Raw genomic sequence first — 11543 nt, forward strand, 5'->3', positions numbered from 1 at the left:
ACAACGGGCCCATTGCGGCTGTTCGGTGCGTTCGGTTGTTGCCTCGAACATCAGCGACGTGGAGCAGCGAGGATCAAAGCCATTCCCGCCGCCACGAACGAGTGCGCCGGCCCCTTCTTGCCGAGAAGATCACCGTTCATGTATGCACCATCGATGAGAAGCACAAGCTGGTCGGCCAGCTCGTCAGGCTTGCGAGCCCCCATTTTCCTGGCCAGCACGCCGAGACGGCGATGCAGTTCCACCTTGTTCCTTCTGGCGACTGCGCGGGCGGGATGGGCTGGGGCCGGGAACTCGGTCGCCACATTGAGAAACGGGCAGCCGCGGTACTTCGGCCCGGCGATATGCTCGGCGATCCAGCGCAGAAGCGCCTGAAGTTCCGCTTCGGCATCATCCTTGCCTTGCGCCGCAGCACTTTCCCAGTCACTCCAATACTCGGCGTCCTCGCGCTCGAGAAATGCAACCACGAGATCGTCCTTGGTGGCGAAGTGCCGGTAGAGGCTGGTCTTGGCGACGCCGGATCGTTCGACCACAAGATCGACGCCGACGGCTCTGACGCCTTCCTGGTAAAACAGCGTCGCCGCGGTCTCAAGGAGGCGTTCCCGCACGCTCAGGACACCCTGCTCATCACTCACTTTGGTGGTCTGCGCCGTACGCTTTTTCATTGCATTTCCTCTATACCCTTGACACGCTACAGATCTGTACTCTACACTCATTAAAAGAGTACAGATCTGTAGCGTCTTGCGGCGGATGGCTCTCCATAGAAAGGGATTCCGTGATGACATCAAAAAAACAAGCTGTGACCGTGTATGGCGCCTATGGGCACACCGGGCGGTTCGTAGTCTCGGAGTTGCGCAGGCGTGGCTGGACGCCCATCCTCTCCGGACGCGATCCCGGGAAGCTGAGCGCCGTCGGGGCGGAACACCCCGGGCTCGAGGTGCGGCCCGCATCGGTCGATGAGCCTGCCTCGCTCGATCGTGCGCTGATAGGGGCCGTGGCGGTCATCAACTGTGCCGGCCCCTTTGCCAGCACCTCCGCACCCCTGATCGAAGCCGCATTGCGTGCCCGGATTTCCTACCTGGACGTCGCGGCGGAAATAGAAGCCAACATTGACACCTTCGAGCTGTTCGCTGATCGCGCACGCGAAGGAGGCATTGTGGTTGTGCACGCCATGGCGTTCTACGGGGGGCTGGGTGATCTGTTGGCGACCGCGGCGATGGGCGACTGGACGTCGGCGGATGAAATTTCCATCGCCTATGGACTTGACAGCTGGAGGCCGACGCCCGGGACATTGGTCGCGGGGCAAGTTTCGAAGCAGCGTCGGGACGGCCGCCGGGTTGTTTTCGCGAACGGAAAATTAACGTATGTCACGGGGGCGGCGCCAGTCGTTGACTGGACGTTTCCCGCGCCGGTGGGAAAGCAGCCGGTCATCGCAGAATTCACCATGGCGGACACCGTGACGATCTCGCGTCACCTGAAGACGCCCGAGATTCGCTCGTACATGACGGTCGCAGCAGTCAAGGACCTGACCGATCCGAATCAGCTGGCGCCGACGGCAAGCGACGAAAGCGGCCGATCATCACAAACTTTTCTGGTTGAAGTGCTTGTGCGCCGGGGAGGCGAGGAGCGCCGGGCAGTTGCCAGCGGGCGAGACATTTATGCGTTCAGCGCTCCCCTCGTCGTGGAGGCGATGGCGCGAGTCGTCAGCGGCCAGGTCAAAACAGCCGGCGTCTTTACCGCTGGAGAGGCATTTGACGCGCGGGACTTCCTGGCGTCGCTCTGTCCTGAGCATCTCTCATTGGAAATACGATGAGTTTTCTTCGAGCCCTCTGAAATCCTGAGGAGTGATGCAGGAGAGGGCTGAGGCTGAGCTTGCAAGCCGATGAGCGTTGATGACGGCGAAGCGTGGTGAATCGAGACGAAAGCATTCGTTCGACGCCCGTCAAGCAGCCATTCGCTCGGAATCCATGGGCTGAATGCGCCCGAGGCGCCTTACGCAGGCGGGAATGTCCGGCAAAGGAGTCGACAAGCATGATGGAGAAGACCGCAGGACGCCGTTGACGAGGCTGGCATGCGTGGCCACAATAGCGCATCGTAGCCAATGCCCAACCAGGCGGCGGACTCGTTGGAGAGGCCTGGCCCGCTCTGGAATGGGTGGGCACAGGCGCCATTTCGAGCTTTCAAGGGGGTCTTATGGCTGAGAGCGACAAAGTGTTTGCGGGCTCGATCCCGAAGTTCTACGACACGCTGATGGTCCCCCTGATCTTCGGGGCCTATGCCGCCGACATGGCGGAGCTTGTCGCTGCCTCCTTGCCCGGCTCGGTGCTTGAGACGGCGGCCGGCAGCGGCGTGGTCACGCGGGCGCTTGCGCCAAAACTTAAGCCCGACGCGCGCTACGTGGTGACCGACCTCAACCAGCCCATGCTCGACTATGCCGCCACCCGGCAGGGGGGCGATAGCCGCATCGAATGGCGGCAGGCCGACGCGCTCGACCTGCCGTTCGAAGATGCCTCGTTCGACGTCGTGTGCTGCCAGTTCGGCGCGATGTTTTTCCCTGATCGGGTCGCCGGCTACGCCGAGGCGCGTCGCGTGCTGAGGCCAGGCGGGCGCTTTGTCTTCAGTGTCTGGGACCGCATCGAAGAGAACGCCTTTGCCGACGACGTCACCAACGCCGTCGCTACGGTGTTTCCGCACGACCCGCCGCGATTCCTCGCCCGCACGCCGCACGGCTATCACGATATCGCACTGATCCGCGAGGAATTGAGACGCGCAGGGTTCGCCGACATCGAGATCGAGACGCGTGAGAAGGTGAGTCGCGCGCCCTCGGCACGCGACGCCGCCACCGCCTATTGCCAGGGAACGCCGCTGCGCAACGAAATCGAGGCGCGCGACGCCAGCTTGCTTCAGCTCGCTACGGACCGCGCGACGGAGGCGATCGCCAGCCGCCATGGCGAAGGCCCGGTGGTCGGCAAAATTCAGGCGCATGTGATCGTAGCGGCGCGATAGCGGAGTCCGGTGCAAGGCTGTTGCAAGACCGACAAGCATTGGCGATAAGCGCGGGCATCTGAGGCGCGGTGCGCCTTTGCCCGCGCGCACCAGAAAGCAGCCCGCCAAGACGAGATTCCCCCGAGCTGGTGTTCTCGAGCATGCAGCCGACGCACGTGCTTCATCGCGGCAACTATGGCCTGGTGAGATGCCAGAAGGCCGCCTGTGGCCAGCGACTGGAACTGGCCGACTGTGTAGCCGGTCGCCCATCTTCAAAACCTTTCGAACAGTCGCGTTGGAATGATTTCGGAGGTGAATCCTGTTGAATTCAACATGGGGATGAGGTTTAGCGGACCCGGCTATCGAAGGTCAGTTTTTTACGTCGACCAAAAGCGGACTCTTCAACCCGGAATATTCGGCTCGACCAACTGGGCCAGCGCAAGAAGCGACTCCTGCCAGCCCAAGTAGCACATTTCGGTAGGAATCACATCGGGGATGCCTTCCTGCACGACGGACATTTCGGTGCCACAGGAAACTGGGGTCAGCGTCACGGTGGTCTTCATAGTGCCCGGCAGGTTGGGGTCGTCGAACTTCGCATCGTATGCAATGCGCTGGCCGGGGACAAGTTCCAGGTACTTCCCGCCGAACGAGTGGCTGTGGCCGGTACCAAAGTTAGTGAAGGACATGCGCCAAGCGCCCCCGACCACGGGCTCCATGCTGTGGACTTGGCCGGTAAATCCGAATGGTGGCAGCCAGCGCTCGAAAGCGCTTGGTTCGACGAAGGAACGGTAGAGCCGGTCCGGTGAGGTGCGCAGCACGCGGTGCAGACGGACGGTGTTGGTAGCCATGGTTGTGTTCTCCTGAAGTGCAGAGGATGACCCTCAACTGACACGACGAATGAGCTTGCGGAAAATCGACACCGAGCGATGCCGGCTCCTGATTCTGAGGCCAGAAGGAAGGACCGGTATTGGCCGTATTCTGCCACCTGCTCGAATGTCGGCTCCTGGCCGGGTACGGGTGCAGCGATCATCGCGAGATGGTTGCGCCGCTCGTCGAAGGGCGACAACCTCGGATCTCCGCTGCTGTCAGCCCCCCGTACCAGTGTCGGCTGACAGCCTGACGACGCAGGCGCCACCGTGCGCTTGCGTCACTCTGAATTCGGAGGTTAAATTGCGGTCTGACGATCTTTTCGGAGAATCAGATGGAACGTCCTTCTCCCGAGGCGCCGCAGCGCTTTGTCATCAGCCACCACAACGAGGCCGACTTCAAGACCGGTGGCCTGCGGGACTACTCGGCTTATCGCGATCTGGGCGTCGCGGCTGCGACCAATGGATTGGCTAAGGCACATGTGATCCGCATGATCGCGCCGTTCCGCACCGAACTCAGCGTGCGACATCACCACAATGTGCACTTCCAGCTGGTCTACTGTCTGAAGGGCTGGTTCCAGACAGACTTCGAGGGCATCGGACCACAGCGGCTGGTCGCCGGGTCGTGCTGGGTCCAGCCACCCGGCATCCGCCACACGGTCGTCGGCTGGTCGGACGACTGCGAGCTCCTCGAGATCCTCATTCCCGCTGAACACGAAACCATCAATGATCCATGAAGCTTCAGCTCTGAATTTGGCTCGCTTCGCGCAGACCGATCCTGGGCCGCGAGCGTCTGGATCGTGTCGATACTTCGCCTGAGATGGTTGAATTTCCCATCCGTGTTGAAAGAGCTTTAGGAGGGACGAGTCATGTCGGAGATTGAAAAAGACCAGGTCGTTGGCGTGCTGAACCGGATACTTGAGGCCGAGCTCGCCGGCGTCGTCCGCTACACCCACTACTCATTTCTGGTGTTCGGGTTCGGCCGTATTCCGGTTGTTGCCTGGTTGCGCGAACAGGCCACTGAATCGCTGTTGCATGCCCAGCAGGCCGGGGAATGGATCACCACGCTCGGCGCCTATCCGTCGCTTGCGATCGGCAAGCTGCTGGACAGCCACACCTTTGATATCGCCGCGATCCTGCGCGAGTCACTGGAAGCCGAGATGGGTGCCTTGAAGCTGTACCGCGAGCTATTGACACTGGTGGAGCATCGCTCCGTCGCGCTGGAAGAATACGCTCGCCAGATGATCCAACTGGAAGAGCTGCATGCCGGGGACGTGGACAAGATGCTGCGCAAGCCGGGACATGCCGCGGCGTTCGCCCAACCCCAAGGTTGACGGGAACGAAAGCGACCAGCAGCCCGCAAACTGCGGCCGCGTTCAACGCGATCGCCTCAAGCGTATTGCGCGAGGCCGTGGCCGAGGGACCAATTCTCTTTCGCGACCTCGATAAGGCTCACGAACACGTCTTCCGACCGGATACCGGGGCTGTCGCCGAGCAGCTCCGCGATCCGCCGGAACAGCGCCTTCTTCTGATCCACGGTGCGGGTGTTGTTGGCGGTGATCTGGATAAACACGAGATCGTCGCTCCGGGCGACGCCAAGATAAGACGTGCCGTAGCGGAAGTTCGCAGCGTCATGCTCCGTGATGGTCATGAACTGGTCGTCTTCGGGCACGTTGAACGTTTCGCGCATCGCGCGGTAAAGGCTGTCGAAGATCGCCTGGCGGTAGGCTTCCGGCTTTCCGGCGTGTAGTGAGATGTGAAGCAGCGGCATTGGGGGCCTTTCCATGTTGTGCTGGCTGCATGTTATATATTTCGATATGCTATTGATATTTATATCAATAATAACGTTTGAATATGATAGAACGCCCCCTCGACCTGGATGCCGTCGCGGCTTTCATCCGCATCGCCGAGCTTGGCAGCTTCACGCGCGCGGCTGAAGCCATGCGGACGACGCAGGCCGCGGTCAGCTTGAAGCTCAAGCGGCTCGAAGACAGGCTCGGCTGCCGGCTCGTCGAGCGGACGCCCCGGTACGTGGAGCTTTCGGCGCAGGGCGCAGCCTTCCTCGAACACGCCCGCGAGCTCCTGGAAGTACATGAGCGCGCGCTCGCCGTATTTGCCGGAGCGCGGCAGCGCCTCACCATCGGCATCAGCGACCATGTTGCGGGGCCGGAGCTCCCCGCGTTGATCGCGCGCATGAACGCGCAAGACCCGCAGCTGTTGATCGAAATCCGGATCGGATCATCGGGCGACCTGCTTCAAAGCTTCGACCGGCGGGAACTCGACACGGTGATCGTCCGCCTGCATGTCGGGCGCAGCGACGGGGAAATTCTTACCGAAGAAAAATTCGGCTGGTTCGCAGCGCCAGGCTGGCAGCATCGCGCGGGCGAGCCCCTGCCGCTTGCCACGCTTGCCGAGCCCTGCGGCGTGCGTGTGATGGCCGGGCAGTTTCTCGATGCGGCAGGCGTGCCCTGGACAGAAATTTTCGTCGGCGGCGGCGTTGCGGCGGTCGCTGCGGCCGTCATGGCCGGGCTGGGCGTTGCTGCATTGGCTCCGCGCATGCTGCCATTTGGCGCAGTTGACGTGGGCCCCAAGCTCGGGCTTCCCGATTTGCCGCGCTTGCCAGTTCTGCTTCACTCAAGGGTCAAGGACGGCCGGTCGCGCGATGCGCTTGCCGCGCTTTCGGCTGCCTTCAGGAGCGCGGTGCGAGGCTAACGATGAGCCACACAGGATAAGCCACACAGCTGGTGAAAGAAGATGAGGTGGCCGGATGCGGGTGCAGAAACCATCGAAATCGACGCCACATTGCCGACACCCAACCCGCCGATGTCAACGTCGGGTATGGAGCGAGTATTTTTGGTAGCCCTATGTCGGCAGTCGACCCCAAGCGGACGCCCAATGTCACAGAGGCAAGGCCGCCGCACTCCGGGGCGGTCATGCTGGTGATGGCTTGGCGTCCAGCATCGCTCGTCCCACCGCGATGTCTCCCTGCCTGATCAAGGCCTCGCCGGCACTGACTCGGTCACATGCTGCCCGGTTCTGACTCAATTTGAATTTGCCGACCAGACGGGTGATCTCGATATCAATGCCCACGATGGCCTGCAACATCGTGTCGATGTAGTCCTGCGGCGCATCGCCCATCTTCCAGGGTGTCGGTTGACCAGCCTCGTGCCTGCGTGTCAGTCGGGCGACGACACCACGAACGTACTTTTCTTCGTCGTGTATGGTGATCCGTCCATGAGCGTGCACGACCCTGTAGTTCCACGTCGGCACTTGCTGGTGTGTCTCCTGCTTGCTGGGGTACCAGTTTGGTGAGATGTAAGCCTCTTCCGCGCGAAACACCACGAGCACTTCAGCCCCGTTGCCAATCGACTGCCAGACCGGGTTGTTGCGTGCCACATGCGCTCGCAAAATCCCGTGTTTCCCACCATTGGCGTCCAGCTCGAACGGTAGGTGGTTGGCGTCCAACCCATCCCTGTCGTGGGTGACGAGTACCCCCAACGGGTGTTCGACGATAAAGCCGTGCAAGGCTTCTGGTTGCGATTCCTCAAAGTGGCTTGGGACGTACATGCTGGCTCCGAAAGCTTGTAACCAATCTCACGCGGCCACAACCGCTCCTTGCAAGTACGGCCTGATATGCTGCATCGCGCGCGAGACGTAGTCTTCCTTTTCTCCCACGGGTGCGACGTAGTGCATCGCGCTCTGGGCCGCTTCGAGGCCCACCAAACGGGCAATGACCCAAATGGCCAGATACTGCGACGCCAGGCACCCACCTGCAGTGGCGACGTTACCCCTGGCAACGAAAGGCTGGTTCAGCACGGCGATGCCGGCTTCTTCGACCCAGGGTTTTGTCGTCAGATCCGTACACGCCGGGACGCCGTCAAGCAGCCCCAGTTTGGCCAACACGAGTGTGCCGGAGCACTGCGCGCCCAGCAGCTGTCGTGATGGGTCGAGCTTCAATTGCGCCATCAACGCCGCGTCGGCGACGACCTCCCTTGTCTGCATGCCACTTCCGACGATCACTGCATCGGCCTCAGCGGCGTCTCGAAGGGATGCCTGCGCTTCGAGCACCACGCCGTTCATCGAACGGACCCTCACAGCAGGGCTGGCGATCGAGACGCGCCAGCTCGGCTTCTTTACACGGTTGAGGATGCCGAGTGCGATGAGTGAGTCGAGTTCGTTGAAGCCTTCAAAGGTGAGGATGGCGATGTGCATGGTGTCGTCTGCTCCTGGCAAGGTGGGTTGCGATATGGCATCGTAGGACCAACTCGCAATACAATCAAATTATTGTCATGGATACATTGATGCATGGCCCACGCCCGCTACAAGCAGTTGGTCGACGCGCTCGCCGCTGAAATTCGCGCAGGTCGCCTGCCGCCGGGTACGCGCTTGCCAACCCACCGGCAGCTCGCTGCCCAAGAGGGCCTTGCCCTGGTTACCGCGACCCGCGTCTATGCGGAACTCGAGGCCATGGGACTGGTCAGCGGTGAGACTGGCCGCGGCACCTTTGTCAGAGAGGCCTTGCTTCCTCGCGGCCTGGGCATTGACCAGCATGTCGTTGCAGCGGACATGGTGGATCTGAACTTCAACTATCCGTCGCTGCCGGGCCAGGCCGAGTTGCTGCGAGTGGCCTTGCGCCAGCTCGCCGCTTCTGGGGACCTGGAAGCCCTGTTGCGTTACCAACCCCATGGAGGGCGCCAGCACGAGCGGGCGACAGTGGCTCGCCATCTCGCATGCCGGGGTCTAACGGTGACTGCGGACCAGGTGATGATCGTCAATGGGGCCCAGCATGGCTTGGCAACGACCGTCATGGCGCTGCTGCAGCCAGGTGACGTGGTTGCGACCGACGCACTGACCTATCCGGGGTTCAAGCTGCTGGCTGAAGCGCATCGCCTGGAGCTGGCGCCCATCCCGGCGGCCGGACACGGCCCTGATCTGGACGCGCTGGAGCGGTTGTGCACGAGGCGACGGGTGCGGGCCATCTATGTGATGCCGACGCTGAATAACCCGCTGGGGTGGGTGATGAGTGCAAGCCGGCGGCGGCAATTGGTTTCGATCGCCCGTCGGCACGGCCTGCTCATCATCGAAGATGCGGCTTATGCCTTTCTTGCTGAAGATCCCCCCGCCCCTTTGGCTGCGCTTGCCCCCGAGACGACTGTCTACGTCTCGGGATTTTCCAAGAGCGTAGCAACAGGGCTGCGCGTTGGATTCATCGCCGCACCGGCTGAATGGGTGCCCAGGATCGAGCGAGCGATCAGGGCCACCATTTGGAATACGCCCGGCGTGATGACGGCGATCGCATGCGCTTGGCTCGACGACGGCACCGTCACCCGCCTCGAATCGGAGAAGCGCCGGGATGCAACGATCCGGCAAGCGATCGCCAACGACATCCTCGTCAGAATGCCTCGCGTTAGCCATCCCGCGTCCTATTTCGTCTGGCTCCCCCTGGCGGAAGAGGTCCGTGCCGACCAGGTGGTGATGGCGCTCATGCGCGAACGGATCTCGGTGTCAACGGCTGAACCTTTCGCAACGTCCGCCCAAGTGCCGCATGCAATCCGATTGGCATTGGGATCCGTCGAGCTGGACACGCTCCGAGAGGCGCTGGAGAAGGTCAGGCGCGTGATCGATGACCAAACCTATTGAGGCCCAGGCATCTGGTTGCGGGTGCAGCAATCCTCGAAAAATCGGCACCACATGGCCGATACCCAACCTGCCGATGGCAACGTCGGGCATGGAGCGAGCAGCTTGGAAGTCCTATGTTTACTGAGCTTGCCTTGGATTAGTGCCCGTGCTGCAGGTCGGTTTGCAAAGTTACGGCCGGGTCGAAAGAGCCAGCAGCTCGATACATGCGCTGCTGTTCCTCGAATTGAAGGCGCGTGATATCACGTTCCAGTCCCACAAACTGGGCCTGAGGGACGGGTTGCGTTTTGTACAAACCGACCCATACATCCGTGATCCGTTTGTCGGAAAACACGTGATTCACCAATTCGTTCAGGCGCGTTTCCAGCAAAGGCGTATGTGCGCTCAGCGGCCACTCGTCGAGTACCCATCGGCAGATCGGCTCGTAGTCGAAACATTGAGCCAACGTAGAGGGGAATGTCTCGGCCAGTCCGCTGATGCACAAGCTCACCAGAACCGGCTGCGATTCACGTTCATGCTCGTAAATGCCGACGCGCAACCGTGTCCGGAGCGACTGGACGCGGATCGTCCATTTGGAGTGAAGCGTCATCAGCCGTTCAACTCACGCATTTGATCGAGGCGGTGCGCAAAACGTTGCGACCGATGTCGTTTAAACACTAACATTCAACGATGTTGACCGCCAGGCCACCGCGCGCGGTCTCCTTGTACTTGGTCATCATGTCGGCACCGGTTTCGCGCATGGTCTTGATGACTTTGTCCAGGCTCACATGATGCGTGCCGTCGCCATGCAAGGCCATACGGGCGGCATTGATGGCCTTGACCGAGGCAATCGCGTTGCGTTCAATGCAAGGTATCTGAACCAGCCCGCCGACCGGGTCGCAGGTCAGCCCCAGGTGGTGCTCCATGCCAATTTCGGCCGCGTTTTCCACTTGCTCCGGGGTACCCCCCATGACGGCACACAATGCCGCTGCCGCCATGGAGCAAGCCACGCCGACCTCGCCCTGGCAGCCGACTTCGGCCCCCGAGATCGAGGCATTTTCCTTGTACAGCATGCCAATGGCGGCGGCGGTCAGCAGGAAGTCGATCACGCCGCTGGGCGTGGACGTGGCGACAAAGCGTACGTAATAGTGCAGCACGGCCGGCACGATACCCGCTGCACCATTGGTTGGCGCCGTGACGACACGTCCCCCTGCGGCATTTTCTTCGTTCACCGCCAAGGCGTAGAGGTTGACCCAGTCCAAAACCTGCAGCGGATCACGCAGGGCGGCCTCCGGATTGGAGCGGAGTTTGTGGTGCAGGTCGGCCGCGCGACGCTTGATTTTGAAACCACCGGGCAATACGCCCTGGGTGCGGCAGCCGCGCTCCACGCAGGCTTGCATCACGGCCCAGATTTTGTGCAGGCCCGCGTCGATGTCGGCATCGCTGCGCCAATGCCGTTCATTGCGGCGCATGAGTTCGGCAATCGAGATGCCCGCGGTTTTGCATTGCTGCATCAGCTCATCGCCGCTGTGGAAGGGGTAAGGCAGCACGGTGACGTCTGGCGCCAGTACTTTTTGCTTGCTCCCATCGGCCGCCACTTCGTCGCTGACCACAAAGCCACCACCCACCGAGTAGTAGCAGCGGTTCAGCAGCTCTGCGCCCGCTGCGTCATACGCGATGCAGCGCATGCCGTTGGGGTGAAAGGGCAGAGTCTCGCGACGGTAAAACGCCAGGTGGTCTTTTTCCTTGAATTGCACCGCGTGCTGGCCTGCTACCCGTAGCTGGCCGGTGGCGCGAATCGCCTCCAGCAGTGCTGGAATGGCTTCTACATCGACGTTTTCGGGGTCATGTCCTTCCAGCCCCAGCAGCACGGCTTTGTCGGTGCCATGGCCTTTGCCCGTCGAGCCCAGGGAGCCGTACAACTTGACTTCGATACGTGCGCAGGACGCCAGCAGCCCCTGGTGGACCAGGCGGTCGGTGAACAGGCGCGCCGCCCGCATGGGACCCACGGTATGCGAGCTGCTCGGGCCGATACCAATCTTGAAAATATCAAAAACACTGACTGCCATGGTGGGGGTC

At 61.6% G+C, this 11543-nt stretch carries 13 protein-coding genes; 6 read left to right on the forward strand and 7 right to left on the reverse strand.

Annotated features, from left to right (window positions below; all coding sequences use genetic code 11):
* Positions 1 to 50: 50 nt before the first annotated feature.
* Positions 51 to 662, reverse strand: coding sequence for a TetR/AcrR family transcriptional regulator (locus AC1DUR_RS16110; protein ID WP_477719725.1), 612 nt, complete (start codon positions 660 to 662; stop codon positions 51 to 53).
* Positions 663 to 775: 113 nt separating this feature from the next.
* On the opposite strand from AC1DUR_RS16110, the gene AC1DUR_RS16115 reads away from it, so the two are divergent.
* Together AC1DUR_RS16115 and AC1DUR_RS16120 are read left to right on the forward strand one after the other, a co-directional pair.
* A complete protein-coding gene (locus tag AC1DUR_RS16115; protein ID WP_477719726.1) occupies positions 776 to 1810 on the forward strand; it encodes a saccharopine dehydrogenase family protein in 1035 nt (344 codons plus the stop codon).
* 380 nt (positions 1811 to 2190) lie between these two features.
* On the forward strand, positions 2191 to 3003 hold the full coding sequence (locus AC1DUR_RS16120; RefSeq protein WP_477719727.1) for a class I SAM-dependent methyltransferase: 813 nt from the start codon (positions 2191 to 2193) through the stop codon (positions 3001 to 3003).
* A gap of 380 nt (positions 3004 to 3383) precedes the next feature.
* On the opposite strand, the gene AC1DUR_RS16125 is transcribed toward AC1DUR_RS16120, so the two are convergent.
* Positions 3384 to 3830 (reverse strand): SRPBCC family protein, encoded by a 447-nt coding sequence (locus tag AC1DUR_RS16125; protein ID WP_477719728.1) that lies wholly within the window; start codon positions 3828 to 3830, stop codon positions 3384 to 3386.
* A gap of 353 nt (positions 3831 to 4183) precedes the next feature.
* On the opposite strand from AC1DUR_RS16125, the gene AC1DUR_RS16130 reads away from it, so the two are divergent.
* Positions 4184 to 4585 carry a cupin domain-containing protein gene (locus AC1DUR_RS16130; protein WP_477719729.1) on the forward strand — a complete coding sequence of 134 codons (402 nt, stop codon included), beginning with the start codon at positions 4184 to 4186 and terminating at the stop codon, positions 4583 to 4585.
* A 132-nt stretch (positions 4586 to 4717) separates the two neighbouring features.
* Complete coding sequence (locus AC1DUR_RS16135; protein ID WP_477717994.1) at positions 4718 to 5182, forward strand: ferritin-like domain-containing protein; 465 nt, start codon at positions 4718 to 4720, stop codon at positions 5180 to 5182.
* A gap of 56 nt (positions 5183 to 5238) precedes the next feature.
* Here AC1DUR_RS16135 and AC1DUR_RS16140 read toward each other — a convergent pair whose 3' ends face one another.
* Positions 5239 to 5619 (reverse strand): tautomerase family protein, encoded by a 381-nt coding sequence (locus AC1DUR_RS16140; RefSeq protein WP_477719730.1) that lies wholly within the window; start codon positions 5617 to 5619, stop codon positions 5239 to 5241.
* Between the two features lie 83 nt (positions 5620 to 5702).
* Between AC1DUR_RS16140 and AC1DUR_RS16145 the strand changes: the two genes are divergently transcribed.
* On the forward strand, positions 5703 to 6560 hold the full coding sequence (locus AC1DUR_RS16145) for a LysR family transcriptional regulator (RefSeq protein ID WP_477719731.1): 858 nt from the start codon (positions 5703 to 5705) through the stop codon (positions 6558 to 6560).
* Positions 6561 to 6779: 219 nt separating this feature from the next.
* Here the strand turns inward: AC1DUR_RS16145 and AC1DUR_RS16150 are convergent, their stop codons facing one another.
* Together AC1DUR_RS16150 and AC1DUR_RS16155 are read right to left on the reverse strand one after the other, a co-directional pair.
* Positions 6780 to 7415, reverse strand: coding sequence for an FMN-binding negative transcriptional regulator (locus AC1DUR_RS16150; protein ID WP_477719732.1), 636 nt, complete (start codon positions 7413 to 7415; stop codon positions 6780 to 6782).
* A 27-nt stretch (positions 7416 to 7442) separates the two neighbouring features.
* The gene (locus AC1DUR_RS16155) at positions 7443 to 8060 is read right to left on the reverse strand and encodes a DJ-1/PfpI family protein (RefSeq protein WP_477719733.1); all 618 of its coding nucleotides are present in this window, start codon (positions 8058 to 8060) and stop codon (positions 7443 to 7445) included.
* A 93-nt stretch (positions 8061 to 8153) separates the two neighbouring features.
* Here AC1DUR_RS16155 and AC1DUR_RS16160 point away from each other — a divergent pair, with 93 nt between their 5' ends.
* Positions 8154 to 9488 (forward strand): aminotransferase-like domain-containing protein, encoded by a 1335-nt coding sequence (locus AC1DUR_RS16160; RefSeq protein ID WP_477719734.1) that lies wholly within the window; start codon positions 8154 to 8156, stop codon positions 9486 to 9488.
* 136 nt (positions 9489 to 9624) lie between these two features.
* Here the strand turns inward: AC1DUR_RS16160 and AC1DUR_RS16165 are convergent, their stop codons facing one another.
* Positions 9625 to 10074 (reverse strand): dihydroneopterin aldolase, encoded by a 450-nt coding sequence (locus AC1DUR_RS16165; protein ID WP_477719735.1) that lies wholly within the window; start codon positions 10072 to 10074, stop codon positions 9625 to 9627.
* Positions 10075 to 10141: 67 nt separating this feature from the next.
* Positions 10142 to 11533, reverse strand: coding sequence for an L-serine ammonia-lyase (locus tag AC1DUR_RS16170; protein WP_477719736.1), 1392 nt, complete (start codon positions 11531 to 11533; stop codon positions 10142 to 10144).
* Positions 11534 to 11543 lie beyond the last annotated feature (10 nt).

Source organism: Polaromonas sp. P4_F4 (genome assembly GCF_056401355.1).